The organism is Pseudonocardia adelaidensis (assembly GCF_039543345.1).
Lineage (GTDB): Bacteria > Actinomycetota > Actinomycetes > Mycobacteriales > Pseudonocardiaceae > Pseudonocardia > Pseudonocardia adelaidensis.
This window is the reverse complement of the sequence record NZ_BAABJO010000003.1, coordinates 93,236-115,140: the sequence shown is the minus strand read 5'-3', so window position 1 is coordinate 115,140 and position 21,905 is coordinate 93,236. Positions and strand designations below refer to the sequence as shown.

Annotated in this window: 20 protein-coding genes and 1 pseudogene; 2 read left to right on the top strand and 19 right to left on the bottom strand. The window is 71.6% G+C overall.

Features of this window, described 5'->3' with window-relative positions; translation table 11 throughout:
- Positions 1–62: 62 nt before the first annotated feature.
- The 16 genes and pseudogenes from ABEA81_RS04295 to ABEA81_RS04220 form a co-directional block, all read right to left on the bottom strand.
- Positions 63–1,100, bottom strand: a complete 1,038-nt coding sequence (locus tag ABEA81_RS04295; RefSeq protein ID WP_345603435.1) for an alcohol dehydrogenase catalytic domain-containing protein — start codon at positions 1,098–1,100, stop codon at positions 63–65.
- A gap of 108 nt (positions 1,101–1,208) precedes the next feature.
- Positions 1,209–2,261 (bottom strand): aldo/keto reductase, encoded by a 1,053-nt coding sequence (locus ABEA81_RS04290; protein ID WP_345603434.1) that lies wholly within the window; start codon positions 2,259–2,261, stop codon positions 1,209–1,211.
- Positions 2,258–3,124: an MBL fold metallo-hydrolase gene (locus ABEA81_RS04285; RefSeq protein WP_345603433.1), complete on the bottom strand. Its 867-nt coding sequence runs from the start codon at positions 3,122–3,124 to the stop codon at positions 2,258–2,260. The genes ABEA81_RS04290 and ABEA81_RS04285 overlap by 4 nt, the downstream gene beginning before the upstream one ends.
- Positions 3,125–3,160: 36 nt before the next feature.
- Complete coding sequence (locus ABEA81_RS04280) at positions 3,161–4,198, bottom strand: aldo/keto reductase (RefSeq protein WP_345603432.1); 1,038 nt, start codon at positions 4,196–4,198, stop codon at positions 3,161–3,163.
- A complete protein-coding gene (locus ABEA81_RS42520) occupies positions 4,195–4,533 on the bottom strand; it encodes a hypothetical protein (RefSeq protein WP_425570456.1) in 339 nt (112 codons plus the stop codon). The genes ABEA81_RS04280 and ABEA81_RS42520 overlap by 4 nt, the downstream gene beginning before the upstream one ends.
- Before the next feature lie 99 nt (positions 4,534–4,632).
- A complete protein-coding gene (locus ABEA81_RS04270; RefSeq protein ID WP_345603431.1) occupies positions 4,633–5,820 on the bottom strand; it encodes a mandelate racemase/muconate lactonizing enzyme family protein in 1,188 nt (395 codons plus the stop codon).
- 10 nt (positions 5,821–5,830) lie between these two features.
- Positions 5,831–6,781 carry a 2-hydroxyacid dehydrogenase gene (locus ABEA81_RS04265; protein WP_345603430.1) on the bottom strand — a complete coding sequence of 317 codons (951 nt, stop codon included), beginning with the start codon at positions 6,779–6,781 and terminating at the stop codon, positions 5,831–5,833.
- Entirely contained in the window at positions 6,782–7,138 is a 357-nt protein-coding gene (locus ABEA81_RS04260) for a thiamine pyrophosphate-dependent enzyme (protein ID WP_345603429.1), read from the bottom strand. It abuts the gene before it with no gap.
- A gap of 80 nt (positions 7,139–7,218) precedes the next feature.
- Positions 7,219–8,418, bottom strand: a pseudogene (locus ABEA81_RS04255) (thiamine pyrophosphate-requiring protein); the annotation flags it as partial.
- Positions 8,415–9,410 carry a 2-hydroxyacid dehydrogenase gene (locus ABEA81_RS04250; RefSeq protein WP_345603428.1) on the bottom strand — a complete coding sequence of 332 codons (996 nt, stop codon included), beginning with the start codon at positions 9,408–9,410 and terminating at the stop codon, positions 8,415–8,417. The pseudogene ABEA81_RS04255 and the gene ABEA81_RS04250, both read right to left, overlap by 4 nt.
- Positions 9,407–10,204, bottom strand: coding sequence for an HpcH/HpaI aldolase family protein (locus ABEA81_RS04245; protein ID WP_345603427.1), 798 nt, complete (start codon positions 10,202–10,204; stop codon positions 9,407–9,409). Before ABEA81_RS04245 ends, ABEA81_RS04250 begins: the two co-directional genes overlap by 4 nt.
- A 120-nt stretch (positions 10,205–10,324) precedes the next feature.
- Complete coding sequence (locus ABEA81_RS04240) at positions 10,325–11,521, bottom strand: enolase C-terminal domain-like protein (protein ID WP_345603426.1); 1,197 nt, start codon at positions 11,519–11,521, stop codon at positions 10,325–10,327.
- A gap of 34 nt (positions 11,522–11,555) precedes the next feature.
- Positions 11,556–12,932, bottom strand: coding sequence for an ABC transporter substrate-binding protein (locus ABEA81_RS04235; protein WP_345603425.1), 1,377 nt, complete (start codon positions 12,930–12,932; stop codon positions 11,556–11,558).
- Between the two features lie 81 nt (positions 12,933–13,013).
- Positions 13,014–13,880: a carbohydrate ABC transporter permease gene (locus tag ABEA81_RS04230; RefSeq protein ID WP_345603424.1), complete on the bottom strand. Its 867-nt coding sequence runs from the start codon at positions 13,878–13,880 to the stop codon at positions 13,014–13,016.
- On the bottom strand, positions 13,880–14,800 hold the full coding sequence (locus ABEA81_RS04225) for a carbohydrate ABC transporter permease (protein WP_345603423.1): 921 nt from the start codon (positions 14,798–14,800) through the stop codon (positions 13,880–13,882). Before ABEA81_RS04225 ends, ABEA81_RS04230 begins: the two co-directional genes overlap by 1 nt.
- A gap of 52 nt (positions 14,801–14,852) precedes the next feature.
- Positions 14,853–15,545, bottom strand: coding sequence for an RraA family protein (locus tag ABEA81_RS04220; protein ID WP_345603422.1), 693 nt, complete (start codon positions 15,543–15,545; stop codon positions 14,853–14,855).
- Between the two features lie 323 nt (positions 15,546–15,868).
- On the opposite strand from ABEA81_RS04220, the gene ABEA81_RS04215 reads away from it, so the two are divergent.
- Both ABEA81_RS04215 and ABEA81_RS04210 read left to right on the top strand, forming a co-directional pair.
- Positions 15,869–16,585, top strand: a complete 717-nt coding sequence (locus ABEA81_RS04215) for a FadR/GntR family transcriptional regulator (protein WP_345603421.1) — start codon at positions 15,869–15,871, stop codon at positions 16,583–16,585.
- 404 nt (positions 16,586–16,989) lie between these two features.
- On the top strand, positions 16,990–17,886 hold the full coding sequence (locus tag ABEA81_RS04210; RefSeq protein WP_345603420.1) for a LysR family transcriptional regulator: 897 nt from the start codon (positions 16,990–16,992) through the stop codon (positions 17,884–17,886).
- 7 nt (positions 17,887–17,893) lie between these two features.
- Here ABEA81_RS04210 and ABEA81_RS04205 read toward each other — a convergent pair whose 3' ends face one another.
- From ABEA81_RS04205 to ABEA81_RS04195, 3 genes are read right to left on the bottom strand one after another with little or no spacing between them, the layout of a single operon-like run.
- Positions 17,894–19,375 (bottom strand): aldehyde dehydrogenase family protein, encoded by a 1,482-nt coding sequence (locus tag ABEA81_RS04205; RefSeq protein ID WP_345603419.1) that lies wholly within the window; start codon positions 19,373–19,375, stop codon positions 17,894–17,896.
- A gap of 13 nt (positions 19,376–19,388) precedes the next feature.
- Entirely contained in the window at positions 19,389–20,561 is a 1,173-nt protein-coding gene (locus ABEA81_RS04200; protein ID WP_345603418.1) for a TIGR03364 family FAD-dependent oxidoreductase, read from the bottom strand.
- A 21-nt stretch (positions 20,562–20,582) separates the two neighbouring features.
- Complete coding sequence (locus tag ABEA81_RS04195) at positions 20,583–21,896, bottom strand: MFS transporter (RefSeq protein WP_345603417.1); 1,314 nt, start codon at positions 21,894–21,896, stop codon at positions 20,583–20,585.
- Between the last annotated feature and the right edge of the window lie 9 nt (positions 21,897–21,905).

Genomic DNA, 21,905 nt, shown 5'->3' with positions numbered 1-21,905 from the left:
TTCCCGTCTTCCTGGCCTCGAGGTGGTCGTCGGTGACTCCTTCCGTCGGGGACAGTAGGCCCTCATGCGGCGAAGCGAATGACCGCCTTGATCCGTTCCGGATCCGTCTCGAACGCCGCGGACCAGTCCGCGAGCGACAGCCGATCGGTGAGCAGGCCGTCGAGCCACGCCGGATCGGCCGAACGGAGCGCATCGTGCGCCGCCTCGAAGTGGAGCCGGTTCGAGTTGACCGTGCCCATCACGGTCTTGTTCTGCGAGATGAGTGCGCGGGCGAGGTCGGCCAGGTTGATCGCCCCGACGGTCCGGGCGTCGCCGACCCCGACCAGGCACACCGCGCCACCGGGCGCCGCCCGCTGGACGGCCTCGCCCACCAGGGCACCGCAGCACTCGATGACCACGTCGAAGACGCCGTGCAGGTCGTCGACGCTCGTGTGGTAGACGGCACCGATCTTGCGGGTCTGGGCGGGCTTCGCCCCGTGCCCGACCCGATCGACGACGTGGACCTCCGCGCCGCGCTGCGCGCCGAACAGGGCGGCGAGGAGCCCGATCGGCCCGGCGCCGAGCACGAGCGCCCGGCGCAACGGCCGGCGCACCGCGCGCTCCAGCTGTGCCCACGCCTTGGCGACCACGCTCGCCGGCTCGACGAGAACCGCGCTCAGACCGAGCGCCGGGTCCACGCGCACGACGTACTCCGGTTCGATGCGGAACCGCTCCGAACCGTATCCGTCGCGGCCCAGGATGCCCCGCTCCGTGAACCGGCCGTTCTCGCACAGGTCGAACTGGCCGGCCGCGCAGAACGAGCAGGGCACCGGGTCCGGCCGCCGCACGATGCCGACCACGTGATCACCCGGCGCCAGGCCGGCTTCCGGTGGGGCCTCCAGGACCCGGCCGAGGGACTCGTGCCCGAGGATCAGGCCCTCGCGACCGGCCGGCAGCGCCCGCGGTCCGCGCAGGACGATCTCGCGATCGGTACCGCAGACGCCCAGGGCGAGCGCCTCGACGAGCAGCGTGCCGTCGGTGGGGTCCGGTTCGGGGACGTCGCCGAGCACGACCCGGCCGCCGTTCCCATGGGGATGAATGCTGAGCGCGCGCAACAGCACGCCTCCTCAGGTTTTGTTTTGTTCCCGCCCTTGGCATATTTGCCAAGGCTCTCCTGTCAACAGCCGGTCGGGGGCCGAGATCCCGCCCCTGACCAGCGAAGATCGACCTCAGAGTCCGGAGTCTGCGAGCGTGTGGCGCAGGCGGGGGCGGTTCATCTTCAGCTGGTGCCAATAGGGGTAGGGCAGCGGCCGGGCCGACACCCGGTCCAGCGCCGCCACCTCCTCGGCGGTGAGCTCCCACGACGCCGCATCGAGGTTGTCCGCGAGCTGCTCCGGCGTGCGGGCACCGATGATCACCGACGTGACGCCGGGACGGCGCAGCAGCCAGTTGATCGCCACCTGCGCGATGCTCGCGCCGCGTTCGCGCGCGATCCCGTCGAGCGCGTCGACGATGTCGAAGCCCTGCTCGAGATCCATCGTCCCGGTGTCGCCGTTCGCCGCGCGCCTGCTATCGGCCGGTGGCGCCTCGCCCCGGCGCTGCTTACCGGTGAGGAAGCCGCCGGCCAGCGGGCTCCAGACCAGCACGCCCACGCCCTGGTCCTGGCTGACCGGCAGGAGCTCGTGCTCCAGCTCGCGGGCGACCAGGCTGTAGTAGGCCTGCAGCGACACGTAGCGCTCGAACCCGCGCCGCTCGGACACCGACAGCGCCTTCATCAGGTGCCATGCGGAGTAGTTCGAGCAGCCGATGTAGCGCACCTTGCCCTGGCGCACCAGGTCGTCGAGCGCGCTCAGGGTCTCCTCCATAGGCGTCCGCTCGTCGACGGAGTGCACCTGGTAGAGGTCGATGTAGTCGGTGCCCAGCCGGCGCAGGCTCGCCTCGCAGGCGGCGATGATGTGGTGGCGGGACTGGCCACGGTCGTTGGGCCCCTCGCCCATCGGCCCGTTGAGCTTCGTGGCGACGAGCGCGTCGCCGCGGCGCTTGCCGAGCGCCTGCCCGAGGATCTCCTCCGACAGCCCCTGCGAGTAGACGTCGGCCGTGTCGAAGAAGTCGACGCCGCGCTCGAGACACATGTCGACCATGCGCGTCGCCTCGTCGACCTGCACCTTCCCGGTGGGCGCGTGCCGGCCGACGCCACCGAACGTCATCGTGCCCATGGTCAGCACCGGCACCTGCAGGCCACTCGCGCCCAGGAACCGGGTCTCCACGCTCTTGTCGTTCATCCAGCCTCTCCCCTCGGCCCGAACCGGCGCAGCCCGATCGGGCGGGCCCTGCTCGGAACGATCACTGTCAGCTCCGGGTGGTCGCGTTCGACCAGCGCGACGGCCCGCGACGGGTGCCCGGGATTGCCCTCGAACATGTCCCAGTGCATCGGGACCAGCACCTCGGCGCCCGCGCGCACGGCGAGCTCGACCGCCTCCTCGGCGGACATGTTGCCGACGATGCCGCGCGCCTCCCGCTCCGCGTCGCGGCCGTTGACCGGCAGCAGCACGACGTGCACCTCCAGCCGGGCCAGCTCCTCCGCCAGGCCGGGGTAGGCCAGGCAGTCGCCGGAGTGGTAGACCCGCGTGCCCCCGAGGTCGACGACGTAGCCGAGGAAGCGCACCAGCCCGCCCGAGAGCTCGGCGCCCGTGCCGTACGCATCGGTCATGTCGACGCCGTGGTGGGCGGGCAGCGGGTCCACTCGTGCCGGGCCGATCGTGAGCGGTCGCCCCGGCTGGGCCGGCTCGATCAGCTCCCGGCGGATCCCGAGCGACTCGAGCCCGTCGGCCACCGGCTCCGGCACCACCCACCGGGCCGCGGAGCCGGCCTCGGCGAACGCGCGGGCGACGTCGACGTCGAGGTGGTCGCCGTGCTCGTGGGTCACGAGCACGGCATCGACCACAGCCGTGTCCGCCGGCGGGAACGGCGGCGGGAACCGCCGCGCCCCGGTCGCGGTCAGGTACGGGTCGACGAGCAGCGTCGCACCGCCGCCGCGCAGCACGAACCCGGCCTGCCCCAGCCACCACAGCAGCACCTCGCCGTCGGCGAGCGGCACGCCCGCCGCATCGGCGAACGACCATGCGCGCATGGTCGCCCGCCGCATCGGCGAACGACCATGCGCGGGTGCGCGCGGCCGCCGTCATGCCGGGGTGGGGGCGTCGGGGGCCAGCAGGCCCGCGTCCTTCAGCGCGGCCCACAGGTCGGCCGGGATCTCGTGGCAGAAGGCCTCCAGGCACGACCGCGCCTCGCCGGCGTTCTTCACCCCGGGGATCACGGCGGCGACGGCCGGGTGCCCGAGCGGGAACTGCACCGCGGCCGCGGGCAGCGGCACGCCGAACGACGCGCACACCTCCTGCAGCCGGCGAGCCCGGTCCCGCTCCCCGGCGGCCGCCTCCCGGTAGTAGTAGGTGGCGCCCTCGGCCGGACCCGTGGCGAGGATCCCCGAGGCCAACGGTTGGCCGATCACGACGCCGGCCCCGCGGTCGGCACACCGGTCCAGCTCCGCCAGCCCGCCCTGCTCCATCAGCGTGTACGGGCCCGCGACGAGGAACAGGTCCGGGTCGAACCGGTCCAGCCAGTGCGACACCAGCCCGATCTCGTTGATCCCGAAGCCGACGCCGCGGATCACGCCCTCCGCCTTGAGGTCCTGCAACGCCGCCCAGCCCGACCGCAGCAGATCGTCGGTGTGGGCGTCCATCCGCGCCTGGGGCGCGAGGTGGACGGTGTCGAGGTCGTGCACGAGGACGAGGTCGATCGCGGAGATGCCCAGCCGCTGGATCGAGTCCTCGATCGAGCGCAGGACACCGTCCCGGCTGTAGTCGTGGTGCACCTCCCAGGTGGCGAGGTCGCCGATCCCGGTCCGCGCCGCGGGCCGTTGCGCCGCGCGGGCCGGGCGGATCAGGCGCCCGACCTTCGTCGAGAGGACGAACGACGGGTCCTCGCCCCCGGAGCAGCGCCCGCCGAGGAAACGGCCCAGCCGCTGCTCACTGATCCCGCGCCCGTAGAACGGGGCGGTGTCGTAGTAGCGCACCCCGCCCGCCCATGCCGCCTCGAGCGCCGCCGTCGCGTCGTCGTCGGAGTACGCGGGCCGGGGCAGCTTGAGCGCCCCGCCGCCGAACCCGAGCTGCGTGACCTCGACGCCGGTCCGCCCGACCTCCCGCGTCGCCGCCGGCTTCACGCCGTCCCCTCCCGCTGTGCCGTCTCCCGCTGTGCCGTCTCCCGCTGGGCCGCCTCCTCCAGCGCGCGCCGCACGAGGACGCGCACGAGGTGTTCGCGGTAGGCGGCACCCGCGCCGGGCTCGTCCGGGGGGTGGGTGCCCTCGGCCGCGAGCCGATCGATGACCGCGCGCAGCGGGTCGTGGTCGACCACCACGAGCTCGGCGGCGACCTGACCCTGGTAGCGCTCGTCGGTGACCACTGCGGCCACCGGCTCACCGACGTAGCGCACGACGTCGAGGCTCGTCAACAGTTTCGAGTCCTCCGTACGGACGACCCGCGTTCCCAGGATGCTCATCGCTCGGCCTCGCTAGCGCTCGGCCGGCCCAGAAAGGAACAACGCAGCGCGCGGGCGCTGTGACACTGGTTCGCTCGCAAGCTCGCTCACTTCTCTCCGCTACTCCCCAGGCGCGAGCCTGCGGGCCAGGTCCTCGTTCAGGTCGTGGCCGAGCCCCGGCCGGTCCGGCACGACGACGTATCCGTCGCGCCACTCGATCGGCTCGTCGAGCAGCTCTGCGTGCAACCCTCCGAACCGCTCGATCGACTCCATGATCAGGAAATTGGCGCAGCACGCGCCGAGCTGCACCGACGCTGCCGCGATCAGCGGACCACCCCACACGTGCGGCGAGATCTGCAGGTAATGGGCCTCCGCCATGCCCGCGATCTTCTTGCTCTCCAGGATGCCGCCCACCTGCCCGACGTCCAGGTTGAAGATCGCCGCCGCCCCGTGCTCGATCAGGCGCGCGAAGTCGTACTTGGTGGTCAGCCGCTCCCCCGCGGTGATCGGGATCCGCGTGCCCCGGGCCACCTTCGCCATCTCCGCCATGTTCTCCGGCGGCACCGGCTCCTCGAACCACAACGGGTCGTGCGGCTCCAGCCGCCGCGCCAGCCGGATCGCCCCCGCCGCCGTCATCTGCCCGTGCGTGCCGACGAGGATGTCGCAGCGACTGCCGACGGCCGCCCGGATCGCGGCGATCACCGCCTCGGCGGTGTCCAGCGCGGACAGCGAGTACTGCACGGGCACCGTCTGGCCCAACCCCTGCTCAGGGGTGACGGCGAACCCGAACGGATCCAGCTTGACCCCGGTGAACCCCAGGTCCACGTAGTACGCGGCGCGCTCGGCCACCAGGTCCGGCTGCATCCACATCTCGTGCCGGTCCACGTCGCTCGCGTCGTCGGGGTAGATGTAGGTGTAGGTGCGGACCCGGTCGCGCACCGCCCCACCGAGCAGCCGGTGCACCGGCCGGCCGACGTCCTTGCCGACGATGTCCCAGCACGCCATCTCCAGGCCGCTGATGATCGCCAGCTTCGTCTGCTCCGGGTAGTGGCTGTAGCCGGCCCGGGTGTAGAGCTTCTCCCAGAGCAGCTCGATCTCGTACGGGTCGTGGCCGAGCAGCTTCGTCTCGACGAGGTCCTCGATCAGCGCGGCCATCGCCCGCGGCCGGAACGCGCCGGCGAGCATCATGACCTCGCCGTAGCCGCGCATCCCCGTGTCGGTGTCCAGGCGCAGGAACAGCCACACCGTGCCGCCCTTGTGCGGTGGCGGAACCTCGATCGGGAAGGTCTCCACCCCGGTGATCTTCATCGTGGCCTCCTCAGGTGGCGGGCGTGACCGCGCCGTTGCCCGCGAACCACGAGCGGACGTTGTCGACCATGCAGTCGTCCATGTCCCGCCGGGTCTCCTCGGTGTTGCTGGCGATGTGCGGGAGCAGCACCACGTTGTCGGCGTCGCGCAGCGCCTGCGGCACGTTCGGCTCGTCCTCGAAGACGTCCAGGCCCGCCCCGGCGATCGTGCCCGAGACGATCGCCTCGACGAGCGCGTCCTCGTCGACGAGCCAGCCGCGCGAGATGTTGACGAACACGCCCTGCGGGCCGAGCGCGGAGAGCATCTCCGCGTCCACGAGGTTGCGCTGCCCGGGGCCGCCCGCTGCGCACAGGAACAGGAAGTCCGAGTCGCGCGCCAGCTCCACCCCGCTGGGGTACAGCGGGTAGTCGACGTCGGTTGCGGGCTTCGGGTCGAAGTACCGGACGTCCATGCCGAAGGCGGCGAGCCGGGTGGCCAGCACCCGCCCGATCCGGCCCATACCGAGGATGCCGGCGCGCTTGCGGGAGAAGCGGTGGCCCGACGGGAACTGCCCGCCCGCAGCCCACTTGCCGGTCCGCAGCCACCGGTCGGCCTCGGTGACCCGCCGGGTCACGTCCAGCGCCAGCACCACGGCGAGGTCGGCCACGTCCTCGTAGAGCACCGGCGTGGTGGTCACGACGACGCCGCGCTCGCGGGCGGCCACCAGGTCGGTGCGCTCGAGCCCGACGCCGAACAGCGCGGCGATCTCCAGGTTCGGCAGCGCGTCCATGACCTTCGTGGACACGCCGATCATGGGGCTGGTGACGACGCCGCGGACCCGCCCGGCCGCGGGGCCGAGGGCGGCGGCGACGTCGTCGGTGGCGGCGATCTCGTGCAGGGTGAACTCGGCGCGCAGCGCCTCCAGCACCCGCGGGCGCTGCGGCCCGATAGCGGCGATCTCAACGCGGTCCGATGTGGTCACTCAAGACTCCCTGGGGTATCGGGAGACCGTGGTCTCCTTGCTGGTCATGAACTCGAGCAGCGCCGGCCGTCCCGCCTCCGTCGCCGCGATGCCGCGCTTGATCGCCGCCACGATCTCCGCGGGCTCGGTGATGCGTTCCCCGTACCCGCCCAGCGCCCGGGCGAAGGCGGCGTAGTCGCCGGAGATGTCCGTGGCGCGGAAGCGCTCGGTGGACACCGGCATCCGGGACAGCTCGATCGCCATGCTGTGGTTGTTGAGCAGCACCGACAGGATCGGGATGCGTTCGCGCACCGCGGTCTCGAAGTCCATGCCGGTGAAGCCGATCGCCGCGTCGCCCCACACGTTGACGCACAGCATGTCGGGGCGGGCGAGCTTCGCCCCCATCGCGAGCCCAGCCCGTATCCGAGCTGGGTGGTCTTGCCCCACCCGAGGTAGGTCAGCGGGCGGGTGCTCCTCCAGAACGGCGAGAGCTGGTCGCGGGGGCTGCCGGCGTCGTGCGTGATGATCGTGTTCGCCACCTCGACCGTGTGCTGCAGGTCCCACAACACCCGGTACGGCGACAGCGGCGTCTCGTCCGAGGTGAGCTTGGGCAGCCACTCGGCGAGCCATTCCTCGCGCATCCGCGCGATCTCGGCGGCGACCGGACCCGCGTCGCGGGGCGCGACCCGTGTGCGCAGCTCGGTGAGCAGGGCGTCCAGGGTGAGCGCCGCGTCGCCGAGCAGGCCGACCTCGACGGGGAGGTCCTTGCCCAGGTGCATCGGGTCGAGCGTCGCGTGCACCACCCGCTTGTCCAGCGGCAGCTGGGTGCCGAACGCGGTCTCGGTGAAGCTGCACCCCACCCCGAAGATCACGTCGGAAGCGTCGAGGTAGTGCCGCACCGGCTTCGGGATGGCCAGCCCGCCCGAGCCGAGCGCGAGCGGGTGGTCCTCCGGGAAGGCGCTCTTGCCCTCCAGGCTGGTGGTCACCGGGGCGGCGAGCAGCTCCGCGAGCTCGCGCAGCCGGTCCCACGCCTTCGCGTAGTGCACACCCTGCCCGGCGTAGATCACCGGGTGGCGCGCCCCTGCGAGCAGCTCAGCGGCACGCCGCACGTCGCCCGGGTCCGGCCCGTACCGCATCCTGGTCACCGGTGCGTAGGCGAGCGGCTCGGGCACCTCCTCGTTCCACAGGTCGACCGGGATCTCGACCAGCACCGGCCCGCCGCGCCCGGTGCGCAGCCGGGAGAACGCCCGCCGCAGCACGTGCGGCACCTCGGCGGCGGCCACGATCGGCTCGGCCGACTTGGTGACGCCTGCCATCTGGCGGCAGGCGTGGTAGTTCGGGTCGACGTGGGCGAGCCGGCGCGGGTAGCCCGCCGGGAGCACGAGGATCGGCACCGACTCCGAGTACGCCTGGGCGATGCCGCCGTAGGCGTTCTCGGTGCCGGGGCCGTGCTGCATGGCGAACACGCCGATCGTGTCGCCGCTCGTGACCCGCGACATCGCGTCGGCCATGTGCAGGCCGATGCGTTCCTGGCGCACGATCACCGGGCGGATCCCGGCGACCGCGCCCTCCTCGAGGATGTCGTTGACCGGATATCCGGTGAGGATCTGCACGCCCTCGCGTTTCAGGATCTCCGCGACGGCCTCGCGGACCTTCATCCCGTCCCCTCCCGCGGGGCCACCTCGGGGTTCACCAGGCTCTCCGGGCGCTTGCCCGAGAGCGCGTCGCGGACGTTGCGGGCCGCCATCCGGCACATCTCCCGGCGGGTGGTGCCGGTGGCGCTGCCCAGGTGCGGCAGCAGCACCACCCGCTCGCGCAGCTGGACCAGCTGCGCATCGACCTCCGGTTCGCGCTCGAAGACGTCCAGGCCCGCGCCTGCGATGACGCCGTCGCGCAGGGCGGCGGCCAGCGCGGCCTCGTCGACGACGGGCCCGCGCGCGGTGTTGATCAGCATCGCGGTGGGCTTCATCGCCGCGAACGCCGCGGCGTCGAACCGGTGCCGTGTGGTGTCGGTGAGCGGTGAGTGCACCGACACGAAGTCGCTGCGCGCGAGCAGCTCCTCGAACTCCACGTACGTCACGCCGAGCTCCCGCTCGTCCTCGGCCGGCAGCCGGTGCACGTCGTGGTAGAGCACCGTCATGTCGAAGCCCCGGGCCCGCCGCGCCACGGCCCGCCCGATCTGGCCGAGCCCGAACAGCCCGAGCGTGGCACCGAAGACGTCCACGCCCATCTGTTCCTGCTTGACCCGCCAGTGCGTGTACTTCCCCGCCCGCAGGAACGCGTCGCCCTCCGGCACCCGCCTGGCGGTAGCGAGCAGCAGCGTGAACGCCAGGTCGGCGGTGGCGTCGGTGAGCACGCGCGGGGTGTTGGTGACGGCCACCCCGGCGCGGGTGGCCGCGGCCACGTCGATGTTGTCGAAGCCGACGGCGACGTTCGCGACCACCCGCAGCCGCGGGCACGCCGCGAGGAACTCCGCGTCGATGCGGTCGGTGAGCAGGCAGATCAGCCCGTCGTAGTCCGCCGCGGTCGCGCGCAACTCCTCCGCGGGCAACGGCCGGTGGTCGCGGCGCAGGTCCACCGTGATGCCGCTGCCCTCGAACTCCTCGAGGGCGTCCTCGACGATCTCCTGGGAGACGAAGACACGAGTCATGCGTACTGCCCCGTGGCGGGGACCTTGATCTCCCGGCCGCCCTCGAACGCCTGCGCCACCACCGCCGTGGCCGCCGAACGCATCAGGGCGGCGTCCGAGCCCACGGTGAACATCCCGTAGCCGCGCGCGTGCCAGCGGCGCACCGTCTCGACGCTGTCGCAGTGGATCCCCGCGACGATGCCGTGCTGCCGGCAGGCGTCGACGATCCGGTCGATCAGCTTCTCGTGCTCGGGGTTCTCGACCTTCAGCGTGGGCGTCATGCCGTGCCCGAGCCCAAGGTCCGACGGGCCCACGTACACCGCGTCGACGCCGGGAACCTGCAGGATCTCCTCGAGGTTCTCCACCCCGCCCGGCGTCTCGATCATGACCGCGACGATCGTGCGCCGGTTGGCCGACTCGGGGCTGTAATCCGGCACGTCGAGCGCGGCCCGGATCGGGCCCCAGCTGCGCATGCCCATCGGCGGGTACTTCGCCGCCGCGACCGCCGCCTTCGCGTCCTCGACGGTGCTCACCATCGGCACGATCACGCCCTGCGCTCCGGCGTCGAGGGACTTCATGATGTGGTCGGGCTGGTTCCACGGCACCCGCACGAACGCCGGCGTCCCCGTGATCGACAGCGCCTGCAGCATCGGCATCATCTCGTCGTAGCCGATCACGCCGTGCTGGGTGTCGATGCAGACCCAGTCGAAGCCGCAACGGCCCATCATCTCCGCGGAGAACGAGCTGGGGATCGAGCACCAACCGCCGATCGTCGCCTCGCCGCCGTCCCACAGTTCACGCAAAGACCTGCCCACGATCACTCCTTGCTGTTCGTTATCGGTCACTGTGTCCGATCGAAGGATCCGCTGATTTGTTTTGTCTAATTACTTAATCTAGTCGGCCGGTTCGTGGTGTCAACCCGCAGCCGGAAACCGTCACGAGAAGCTCAGCTCCCGGCGCGACTCGATCTTGTTCTCGTCGAGGTCCATGCCCAGCCCCGGCTGCGTCGGCGGGGTCACCCTCCCGTCCACCGGGTGGACCGGGTGGGCGTGGAACCACTGGTGGATCGTGTTCCACTTCAGCAGGTACTCGACCATCGGCGTGAGCGTCGCCGGTTGGGCGAAGCTGAAGTGGGTGTTGGCCGGCACCGAATGCCCGTGCGGGATCAGCTGCACGTCGTAGGCGCTCGCCAGCGCGGCGATCTTGAGCATCTCGCTGATGCCGCCCGCCCAGTACGTGTCGGGCTGGTAGAGGTGCATGGCGCCGGCCGCCATGAGCTGGTGGATGCCCCAGCGCGTGTACTCGTGCTCCGCGCCGGACACCAGGATGTCGTTGCGCATCCGCCGGGTGATCTCGGCGTAGGACTGCGGCTTGTCCGGCATGACCGGCTCCTCGATCCACCGCGGCGCGTACTCCGCGAGGCGGTCGGCCATCTGCAGGGCGTAGGGAACGTCCCACGACATCCAGGCGTCGACCATGATGTCGACGTCCGGACCCACGGCCTCCCGCAGCGCCGCGACCAGCGCGACGTTCGCCGCCATCCCGGCCTTCCCGTCCACCGGCCCGTGGCGGGGGAACCACTTCGTGGCGGTGAACCCCTCACCCACGATCTCGGCGGCCCGCTCGCGCGCCCTGTCCGGTTCGAGCGAGTAGCCGAGGGCCGAGGCGTACGCCGGGATGGAGTCCCGGGTCGGGCCACCGAGCAGCACGTACACCGGGACCCCGAGGTGGCGGCCCTTGAGGTCCCAGAGCGCGCAGTCCAACGCGCTGATCGCCATCATCTCGACGCCCTTGCGCCCGTGCACCGCGTACCGGTACATGACGTCCCAGAGGTACTCGGAGGCCAGCGGGTCCTGGCTCACCAGCAACGGCGCGAAGGTCGAGGTGACGAGGTGGGCCTGCTCGTGGGTGATCGGGCCCGCGGTGCCGGTGACGCCCTCGTCGGTCTCGATGTGCACGTACACCGACGTCATCCGGTAGGGGCCGGCTCCCTCCCGCGGCAGGAACCCCGGCCCCTCGGCCTTGAACTGGGGGTAGATGTCGACCGGGCGGATCAGGCGCTCCTCCCAGAACGCGCCCGGGTGGTCCATCGTGCCGCTGTACTCGACACAGCGCACGGCTGCGATCTTCACGATCGGTTCCCCTTCGTCATCGACATCGATCCGCTCAGCCGACCTCGAACTCCTTGAACTGCTCCTGGATCTGCTCCAGCGCCCAGTCGGCCCCCTCCTGCGGGGACGCCCCCTGCAGCGCCACGCGGCCGATCGCGTTGCCCCACACCTGCACCCGCTCGGACTGGCTGTAGGCCGGGCTGAGCGTCGCCCAGGACGGCACCGTCTGGCCGCTCATCTGCTGGATCGCGGCCTGCACGTTCGGGTCGTCGGACTGGGCGAAGTACGGGTCCTCCAGCAGCGAGGTCTGCACCGGCGCCCAGCGGCCCTGGGCACCCTTCAGGACCTGGATCACGTTCTCGGGCCGGGTGAAGAACGAGAGGAAGTCCAACGCCTTGTCCTTCTTCTCGCTCGCCTCGAACACCGCGGCGCTGTGCAGCAGCGTGATCGAGGGGCTCGGGCCGCCGATCGCCCGGTCCGGGAAGCCGGTGGTGACGATGTCCTTCCACTTCTCCGGCTCGTCCTCCTTGATCGCGCCCGGCATGGACAGCGACCCGTTCGGGGTGCACAGCACGGAGCGGTTGAGGAAGTAGGTGTTGTTGCTGCTGTCCTGCCAGTTGAGGCTGTCGGCGGGCGAATAGCCCTGCTTGTAGAGGTCGACGATCCAGGTGAGAGCATCGGCGACGCCCCGGCGCACCTCGTCGGTCGTGACGAGGTTGTTCTGGTCGTCGAGCAGCTCGACCCCGTACGCGCGCAGCACCTGCTGTGTGTCGTAGTTGGTGTCCCCCGCGGCCGAGCCCATCGGCCAGCCGACCGCGAACACGTCGTTGTTACCGCGGGCGCGGTAGGCGTCCTGGGCCTGCTTCCAGAACCCCCAGTACCCGTCCCAGTCGCGTGGCGCCTGGGCGTGGTCCATGCCGATGTCGGCCAGCATGCTGCGCCAGTGGAACAGCGACACGGTGAACTGCCACAGCGGCACCGTGTAGTAGGAGGCTGCCTCGGCCTCGCCGTTGTAGAGCCGCGCGGACCGGCGCGCGCCGTCGGTGATCTGCATCGGCTCGACCACGCGGGAGACGTCGGCCAGCAGGCCCTCGTAGGCGTGCTTGGCCGACTGGTTGATCTCGGCGAACAGCACGTCGGGGGTGCTGCCGGCGGCAACCGCGCTCTGCTCCTTCTGCGGGATGTCGTTGGTGCCGTAGAACTGCAGGTCGATCGGCATGCCGGCCTGCTGCGACCACGCCTGGGCGACCGCGCGGACCGCCTCGTCCTGAGCGGGGTAGAAGCCCTGGTTCCACCACACGACGAGGGAGTCGCTCGCGCCGGCACCGGAACCGCCGCAGGAGCTGAGCAGCGGGACCGCCGTGGCGCCCGCGGCGAGGAGGCCGGCCCCGCGCAGGAAGCTGCGCCGTCCGACGGTCCGCGCGAATGGCATGACCCTGGAATGTTGCGTGGTCATCTCGTTCTTCCTTCCCTCTCATCGTCGAGCGGGGGCCGACGTCGTCAGGTCGCGTCGTCAGGTCTTCACGCCACCGGCGGTCATGCCGCTGGCGACGTTCCTCCGGAACACGTAGTAGATGATCACCGGCGGGATGGCGTACAACAGCGATGTGGCCATCAGCAGGTTCCACGGCACCTGGTCGGTGTTGAGGAACGACCCGAGCGCCACCGGAAGGGTCATGTTCTCCGCGGAGTTGAGCAACAGGAACGCGAGCAGGTACTCGTTCCACGAGCTGAGCAGCGCGTACGTGCCGATCGCGACGAGGACAGGGCGCATCAGCGGCAGGTAGATCCGCACGTAGATCTGCCAGTTCGTGGCGCCGTCGACGCGCGCCGACTCGTCGAGCTCCAGGGGTATGCCCGTCTTCGCGTACTGGGTGAAGACCCACATCGCGTACGGCGACGCGAACGCGGTCATCGAGAAGATCAGGGCCCACGAGGTGTCGAGCAGGCTGTAGTTCGCCATCGCCCGGTAGAGCGGGATGGCCAGGAACGACGTCGGGATGACGTAGGTCGCGAGCGCCGCGTTCGACAACGCGTTGCCCCAGCGCGGCCGCAGCCGCGCGATCGTGAAGCTCGCGAGCGTGCCGATGAGCAGCACCAGGAACGTGGTGAGTGCGGCGACGAAGATGCTGTTCCACAGCTGTCGCCAGAACTGCTCGACGAAGAAGTCGCCCGCGGTGAGAACGGTCCAGTAGTTCTCGAGCGTCGGGCTCGCCGGCCACAGGTGCCGCGCGAACACCTCCTCGCTCGGGCTGACCGACATCATCACCATGTGGTAGATGGGCAGCAGCGTCCAGACCAGGACGACGACCGCGATCAGCGCGAGCCCCGTGTTGCGCCGAATCCGGGCGGCGGGGGAACCCATCCGGGTCGCGGCCATCAGAACCCCTCCCGCCCGAGCCTGCGGACCAGTACGACGATCAGCGGGACGATCACCGGCAGCGCGCTGAGGGCGACGGCGACACCCTGCTCGACGTCACCGACGTCGAAGGCGTACCTGATGCCGAGCGTGGCGAGCACGTGCGTCGAGTCGGCAGGGCCCCCACCGGTGACGAAGTGGATGCTGTTGTAGTCCGACAGCGTCCAGATGGTGGACAGCAGCGCACTGGTGAGGAACACGTTGCTGAGCATCGGGAACGTCACCCAGAAGAAGCGCCGCAACCCGGTGGCGCCGTCCACGGCCGCCGCCTCGTAGACGTCCTGGGGAATCGCCATGCGAGCCGCCAGCATGATGAGCGTCCAGAACGGCAGCCACTTCCAGATGTGGGCGCCGATCGCCGCGACCATCCCCCACGTCGAGTCGATCAGCCAGGCCGGGTTCGGAATGGCCATCGAGCCGAGCAGGGTGCCGAGCATCCCCCACTGCGGGTTGAGCATCCAGTGGATCGACAGCAATGCGGGGACCGACGGTATCGCCCACGGCAGGAGGCTGATCGCGAGCAGGCCGCGGATCCACCAGTTGCCCAGCGCGAAGAACCCGGACAGCAGCAGCGCCAGCACGAGCTTCAGATTGACCCCGAGGCCGACGAAGACGATCGTGTTCCAGACCGTCCGGAGATATGTGTCATCGGTGAACAGGTCCTCGTAGAGGTCCGGGTCGGCCCCCATCCAGAATCCGTAGACCACCGGGTAGACGACGACCAGGGTGGCCGCGATGAGGAACGGTATCGCGAAGACCACCGGCCAGTTCACCAGCGGCGGCAGCCGCGCCGGCCACGGCGGTGCGTCTTTGCGCCGGGTCGGTCGCGGCTCGTCGACGGGTGGTGTGAGGTCATGGCGCTCATCCACCGGCTTGGTCATTCGCGAGACATCCTTTGGCTCGTGGGCGACCGCTGCAACGAGTGCGCCTGCCTCAGCGCATGAATGCGTCCTTCATCTTCGCGCGCCGCTCCGGCAGCTGGGCGGCGTCGAACTCCGGTGACCGGATCCAGCCGATGAACTCCTGCTCGGCGGCGATCACGCGCTCGGCCGCGGCCGGTAGCTCCGCGGCGATCTCGGTCGGGATCAGGAGCACGCCGTACTTGTCGGCGTGCAGCAGGTCGCCGGGCCGAACGGTCAGCCCACCCACCGTCACCGGCTCACCCGCGCTCTCCACGTGCGCGTAGCCGTGGGAGACGGTCGTGGCGCGGGCGAAGAACGCGAAGCCCATCTCGCGGGCCTCGTCCAGGTCGCGCACCGAACCGTCGGTGACCGCGCCGAGGCAGCCGAGCCGCGAGAACATCGTGGCCATGACCTCGCCCCACATCGCACCGTGGGCGGGCTCGTCGTCCAGGTCCTGGACCACGACGATCCGCGGCTCCGGCACCTCCTGCACGTGCGTGGTCAGAGCGTCGGGGTCGTAGCCCTCGCCCCCGCCACGGGCCCGCATCGTCGCGGTGGCCGCGTACCCGACGATCCTCGGCAGGTCCGGGAACATGCAGCGCACCTCGTGGCGCATGTACCCCGTGTCCCGCGGACGTACCTCGAAAAGCTCGATCGCGTTGGACAGGGTCGGCGAGTCGTAGCCCTTGAGCGCGTCCAGGACTGAGGGGTCGAGCGCTGGCATGGTGCTCCTCTCATCTCTCGAGCCGGTCGGCGAGCGGCCGACGGGGACGGCACGCCGGTGCGTGCCGCAACGAGTCGCGATGCCTCGGGTGGATCGACGAGGCCCAGGTCCGGGAGCACACTGCGGGAAGGGGCGAAGCACTGCGTCCCCGGCCGCGGGGTGGTCGGCGGAGCGAGCGGGACACGTGCCTCTCGGTGTCGCTCGGCCCCACGGCCGCTCACCCTCCGTCGTCGTCTCCGGCTCGTGCCCACGACGCTAACATCTGGACTTACCAGATTGGAAGACCACCGGTGCGCCGCTGGACGAGCGGAAGACGGAGACGCATGAAGGAACAGCACCTGCTGGTGGCGGAGATCGTCCCGTTCCTGCTCTCGCGCGGCTACGCCCCCAACGAACGGGCCCCCTCCGAGAGGGAGCTCGCCGAGCGGTTCGGGGTCGGCCGGCCGCAGGTGCGCGAGGCGCTGTCCGTGCTGGAGGCCTTGCGCCTGATCGAGCGGAGACCGAAGTCGGGGATCTACATGACCACCGAGTCGGCCAGCATCGAGGCGTTGCGGCTGTTCGCCGACATCGGCGTCCCGCTGTCCGGCGACCTGGTCGGCGAGATCGTCGAGGTCCGGCGCATCCAGGAGAAGGAGGCCATCCGCCTGGCCTGCGGCCGGCACGAGGAGCACCACATCGCCGCGTTGCGCGACTGCCTCACCGAATGGACGGATGCGCTGAACGACCCGGCGAGGATCGCGGCGTTGGACCGCGCCTTCCATTGCGGGATCGTCCGTGCTGCACGGAACAGCGTGCTGCTCAGCCTGGTCGACCTCTTCTTCCTCATGACCGAACGACGACGTGTCTACTACTTCAGCGATCCGGCACGCTGTCGGCAGTCCCTCCGCGAGCACGAAGCGATCCTCGCTGCGCTCGTCGACCGCGACGAGGACGGCGCCATGCGCCTGATCGACACGCATCTGTCCAGCGCAGCCAGTCATTGGCAGTACCTGCTCAACGGGTCACCACCTACCCCGACCGACCCGCGGTCGCGCCCGTAGGCCGGTCCGAACCCTCCGAGATCGAGCCGCGCGACCCCGAGCCGGGACCGCCGACCACGGGTACGGCTCCACCGTCAGCCCCCACCGCCCCCGCCGGGACCGGATGCCGGCGATCCCCGCAGGGAGTCCGGCAGGCCGACGCGGACCGCGCCGACGGCGAGCAGAACCGGACAGGGCCCGAAGCGGTCCGTCGCCCGTCCGGTCAGGGGTGGCGCCGCGGCGTGGACTCACGCGATCACGACACGATGAGACGTCACTTTCTGCCGCCACATCTGACTTGTCCGACAAGTTGATGATGTGGACAGAAGACAGGAAAGCGACCTGCGCTGTCAAGACTTGTCTGATGAGCTACTGATGGGCTGCGGGCCACCGCCCGAGGCGGGCTCGCGGGGGATGATCCGGCCATGGCGATGAGCCTGAACCGCCTCGCCATCCTCGTGCAGGTCGTGGACTCCGGCGGCTTCTCTGCTGCCGCCCGCGCGCTGTACATGAGCCAGCCGGCCGTCTCCAGCCAGATCCGGGCCCTCGAAGGCTCGCTGGGGGTCCAGCTGGTGGAGCGGCGACCCGACGGCGCCCGGCCCACCCCCGCGGGACGCGAGGTGGTGGCCAAGGCGCGGATGGTGTTCGCGCTCCTGGAGGAGATCTCCCGCTGCGCCGCCGAGTACCGGGGGCTGGAGGCCGGCCAGCTGGTGGTGGCCGGCACCACGACCGTCGGCACCTACCTGGTGCCGCGGCTGGTCGCCGAGTTCTCCCGCCAGGTGCCGGGCGTCTCGTGCCAGATCCGGGTGGGCAACGAGGAAGTCGTCGAGGGCTGGCTGGTGGACGGCGAAGCGGGCCTCGGCCTCGCGGTGGACACGCCGCTGGACGAGCGCCTCACCGCCGAGCCGGTGCTGGAGGAGGAGATGGTGCTGGTCGCGGCGCCGGACTCACCCTTGACCGGCCGCCGGATCGGGCCGGCCGAGCTGGCCGAACAGCGGTTCCTCCTGCGCGAGGCGGGCTCGGCGACCCGCCGTCTCCAGGAGCAGGCCCTCGCCGGGTGGGGGCTCACCGAGGTCGACCGTTGGGATCTGTGGGGTCCCGACACGCTGAAGGAGGCCGCCCGGCACGGGCTCGGCATCACGCTGCTGTCCGACCACGCCACGCGGTACGAGCTGGAGCACGGGAGCCTGGCGCGGGTCGAGCTCGACGTGCCGGCCCCGAGCCGCACCATCTCGCTCCTGCACCGCACCGACCGCACCCTCACCCCGCCGGAGCGCGCGTTCGCCGCGCTGGTCCGCAGCGTCCGGGAGTGGCCGCCCTGAGCCCGGGTCAGGTCTCCGGGAACGTGATGCAGGCCGAGCGCCACTCGGTGTAGAAGTCCCACTGCTCCGGCGAGCACTCCGGCGGCCCGTACTGGGACATCTTCGTGCCCATGTGCGGCAGGTGCGGCCACGCGCCGACGCCCGGCCGGTTGACGTGCAGCATGCCCGCCTCGAAGTTGCGCAGGGCGTCGTGCACCCGGCCGAGGTCGCGGGTGAAGATCGTCCCCGACATGCCGTAGCGCACCGAGTTCGCGATCGCCATCGCGTCGTCGTAGCCGTGGGCCTCGACCACCGCGAGCACCGGCCCGAAGACCTCCTCCTTGGCCAGCTCGCTGTCCGGCGCGACGCCGGTCAGAACGGTCGGCGCGACGTAGAAGCCGTCGGGCAGCCCGGCGCGCACCGCGTGCCCACCGCACGCCACGGTGGCGCCGTCGGAGACCGCCTGCTCGACCGCGGCCAGGCAGGCGCCGCGGCGCTCGGCGCTGACCACCGGGCCGAGGTCGGTGTCGGCCGCGGCGGCTGGGCCGACCCGCAGGGCCTCGGCCCGCGCGACCACCCGCTGCACCAGCGGCTCCCGGACCGGGGCGTCGACGACGACCCGGCTGGTGGCGCTGCAGCGCTGCCCGGCCTGGCCGAACGCGCCGTGCACGATCGCGTCGGCGGCCGCGTCGAGGTCGGCGTCGGCCAGCACGATCACCGCGTTCTTCCCGCCGAGCTCGAGCTGGGTGCGGGCCAGCCGCGGCGCCGCCTGCTGCTGGATGGCCAGCCCGACCGGCAGGGACCCGGTGAACGAGATCCCGGCGACGTTCGGGTGGGCCACCAGCGCCTCCCCCACCTCCCGGTCGCCCTGCACCAGGTTGAGCACCCCCGGCGGCAGGCCCGCGTCGAGGAAGGTCTGCACGAGCAGCGCGGCGGTGTGCGGGGTGAGCGGGGAGGGTTTGAGCACCGCGGTGCACCCCGACAGCAGGGCGGGCGCGACCTTCCACGCCGGGATGGCCAGGGGGAAGTTCCACGGGGTCACGAGCGCGACCACGCCGATCGGCCGCCGCCAGGTCAGCGCCCACGACCGCCCGGCCTCGGCCGGCAGGGTCCGCCCCTGCAGCCGCCGGCCCTCCCCCGCGGTGAACCGCAGGATCTCCAGCGCCCGCTCGGCCTCGGCCCGCGCCTCGGCCGTCCGCTTGCCCTGCTCGCGGGCGATCGCGGCGGCGAACTCGTCGAGCCGCTCGGCGAAGAGCGCGGCGACGTCGAACAGCAGGGCGCCGCGCTCGATCGAGCCCAGCTCGTCCCACGCCGGGCCGGCCGCGGACGCCGCCGCGACGGCCGCGCGAGCGTCCGCCGCACCGGACTCGGCGAACTCCCCGATCACGTCGGAGACGTCCGACGGGTTCGTGTTGCGCCGCAGGGCGCCGGAGGCCGCCGGCTGCCAGCGCCCGGCGACGTGGTTGTGGAGGTGGTCCGGCGCGACCTTGGCGGGCTCGGTCTCGATCATCGTGCGTCTCCGTTCAGGCGGGCTGCAGCGTGCGCTCGGGGGTGATGCGGCCGGCGAGGTGGTCCTGGGCCAGGCCGAACGAGAGGGTCATCCCGGCCCCGCCGAGGCCGTTGACCAGCCGGACGCCGGGCTCCGGCTCCGCCACGAGGTGCGGCCGGCCGCCGACCAGCGACGGGTAGACGCCGTGCCAGTACTCCTCGATCCGACGGTGTGGCAGTGTGACGAACCCGTCGAGGTAGTCGAGTACGGCGTCGAAGACCGCGCGCGACTCGAACGGGTCGACGGTGCGCGCGTACTCGTGGCTGTCGCCGATCGTGACGCCGCCGCGCGCGGTCTGGGTGACCAGGACGTGGATGCCGTGCTCGCGGTGGAACGGCAGCTCGGCGTCGAGCCGGGCCCGCAGCGCCGGCAGCGACTCGAGGTGGGCGAAGCTGCGGTAGTGCAGCAGGGTAAGCCCGGCGCACAGCGTCGGGCCGAGCGCCCACCCGTCGGGCTGCGGCTCGGTGCGCAGCATCTGCAGCTTGCACCGGCGCACGACGTCGGCGCCCAGCAGCTCCGGGTAGAGGGTGTGGAAGTCGGCCCCGCTGCAGACGAAGACCCGCTCCGCGGTCAGCGCGCCGGCCGTGGTGTGGACGCGCGGGTGGACGATCCGCTGCACCTGCGCGCCCCGGACGAAGCGCACGCCGTGCCGCTCCTGCAGCCAGCGGGCGACGGTCGGGATCGCGACCACCGGGTCGACGTTGACCTCGGTGGGGCTGTGCATCGCGCCGAGCACCGCCTCCGGCCGGACGGCCGGGCTGAGCCGGGCCACCTCGGCGGGGCCCACCAGCCGGGCGCCGCGTTCGACGGCGGCCGGGGTGCGCGCCAGGAACTCCTCCAGCACGTCGAGCTCGTCACGGTGGCACGCCACGGTCAGGGACCCGGTGTCGGCGCACCACATCCCGGTCTCGCGGGCGATCCGCCGCCAGACCTCCGCGCCGCGGCAGCCGCGGTCGTAGTCCGAGGTGTCGTCGGCGTGGAACTGGCCGATCGGCCAGATCGAGCCGAAGTTGCGGATCGAGGCCCCGACCGCCCGGTCGTCGCGTTCGACGACGATCACCGACGCGCCCTGCTCGGCGGCGGCGAGGGCGTGCGCCAGGCCGACGATCCCGGCCCCGACGACGATCACGTCTGCGTGCGTGTCCATGTCTGCTCCCGTGGTCAGGTGTCAGGCCGAGATCGGGCGGCGGTTCCAGTGCGGCGCCAGGATCGCCGCGGCGACGGCGGAGGCTACGGCGAAACCGAAGAAGAGCGCGGTCGGCCCGAAGTAGCCGGGCAACAGGCCGCCGAGGATGGCCCCGACCGAGCCGCACCCGTTGATGAAGCCCGCCGAGCCGGCCGCGTGCCGGGAGGTCCCGAAGTCGACCGCGGCGACGCCGGAGATCATCGCGTCCGCGCCGTACGCGGCCAGCCCGATCAGCGCGAGCGCGGTGCTGATCAGCCAGATCGAGCCGCTGGACGTGAGCGGGCCCCACAGGCAGAGCACGCCGATGAGCAGCACGAGCGACAGCACGCACACCGGCACCCGCCGGGCGCCGAAGACGGTGTCGGAGATCCACCCCAGTGCGATCGGGGCCACCAGGCCCGCGACCCCGAAGGCGATCGGCACGAGGACGGCGGTGACCTTGTCGATCCCCGGCACCGCCTGCAGCACGAGCACGGGTCCCCACAGCAGGATCGCGTAGCGGGCGGGCTTCAGCAGGAAGTAGGACAGCCCCAGCCGCAGGACCATCGAGTCGTGCCGGGCCGCGGCGAGCAGGTCGGCGGGCCGGACCCGGCGCCGCTGCTCCGGCTCGTCCCGCTGCGTGGTGGGCGGCCCGGCGGGCTGCGCCGAGTCGATGACGTCGATGTCCGGCAGCCCGCACTCGCGCAGGTCGTTGCGCTGCAGGGCGAGGAACACCAGTAGCAGCACGAGGATGATGCCGCCGCCCGCGAGGAACGCCACGCGCCACGAGTCGAACAGCCCGTAGGCGATCCAGCCGGCCACCGGCGCGGCGACCAGGCCGCCGAAGGCGTAGCTGGTGGAGAACATGCCCATCGCCCGGCCCCGGCTCGACACCGTGAAGAAGGACGCGATGTTCTTGCTCAGCGCGGCCCAGCCGGTGGCCTGGGCCAGCCCCTGCACGATCATCAGCGGGGCGAACAGCCACAAGGCGGTGCCCAGCCCCATGAAGATCGCCGCCACCCCGGCGAGGATCATCCCGCCGGTCACGACGACCCGGGTGCCCCACCGTTCGGCGACCGCTCCCCACACGAACTGGCCCACCGCGTACGCCGCGAGGTACAGCGCGTCGAGGTTGCCGAGCATCTGCTTGGTGAGCACGTCGTTGACGGCGGGGTCCCCGAGGATGCCGACCTTGGCGGCGGAGAACGCCGAACGCGGGAAGTAGAAGGCGGCGTAGGTGATCCAGGAGACCGCGAAGACCTGGACCTGCCACTGGCGCAGCGTCCTCGTCGGCCGGACCGGTGTGGACACGTTCATGACGGTGCT

Bases quoted from the DNA above. Each gene is read 5' to 3' on its own strand.
- ABEA81_RS04285 (WP_345603433.1), bottom strand. From the start codon at position 3,124: ATGCGGCGGGCGACCATGCGCGCATGGTCGTTCGCCGATGCGGCGGGC.
- ABEA81_RS04235 (WP_345603425.1), bottom strand. From the start codon at position 12,932: ATGCCATTCGCGCGGACCGTCGGACGGCGCAGCTTCCTGCGCGGGGCC.
- ABEA81_RS04250 (WP_345603428.1), bottom strand. From the start codon at position 9,410: ATGACTCGTGTCTTCGTCTCCCAGGAGATCGTCGAGGACGCCCTCGAG.
- ABEA81_RS04200 (WP_345603418.1), bottom strand. From the start codon at position 20,561: ATGGACACGCACGCAGACGTGATCGTCGTCGGGGCCGGGATCGTCGGC.
- ABEA81_RS04215 (WP_345603421.1), top strand. From the start codon at position 15,869: ATGAAGGAACAGCACCTGCTGGTGGCGGAGATCGTCCCGTTCCTGCTC.
- ABEA81_RS42520 (WP_425570456.1), bottom strand. From the start codon at position 4,533: ATGAGCATCCTGGGAACGCGGGTCGTCCGTACGGAGGACTCGAAACTG.
- ABEA81_RS04270 (WP_345603431.1), bottom strand. From the start codon at position 5,820: ATGAAGATCACCGGGGTGGAGACCTTCCCGATCGAGGTTCCGCCACCG.
- ABEA81_RS04225 (WP_345603423.1), bottom strand. From the start codon at position 14,800: ATGACCAAGCCGGTGGATGAGCGCCATGACCTCACACCACCCGTCGAC.
- ABEA81_RS04210 (WP_345603420.1), top strand. From the start codon at position 16,990: ATGGCGATGAGCCTGAACCGCCTCGCCATCCTCGTGCAGGTCGTGGAC.
- ABEA81_RS04290 (WP_345603434.1), bottom strand. From the start codon at position 2,261: ATGAACGACAAGAGCGTGGAGACCCGGTTCCTGGGCGCGAGTGGCCTG.
- ABEA81_RS04205 (WP_345603419.1), bottom strand. From the start codon at position 19,375: ATGATCGAGACCGAGCCCGCCAAGGTCGCGCCGGACCACCTCCACAAC.
- ABEA81_RS04220 (WP_345603422.1), bottom strand. From the start codon at position 15,545: ATGCCAGCGCTCGACCCCTCAGTCCTGGACGCGCTCAAGGGCTACGAC.
- ABEA81_RS04195 (WP_345603417.1), bottom strand. From the start codon at position 21,896: ATGAACGTGTCCACACCGGTCCGGCCGACGAGGACGCTGCGCCAGTGG.
- ABEA81_RS04230 (WP_345603424.1), bottom strand. From the start codon at position 13,880: ATGGCCGCGACCCGGATGGGTTCCCCCGCCGCCCGGATTCGGCGCAAC.
- ABEA81_RS04260 (WP_345603429.1), bottom strand. From the start codon at position 7,138: ATGCTGTGCGTCAACGTGTGGGGCGACGCGGCGATCGGCTTCACCGGC.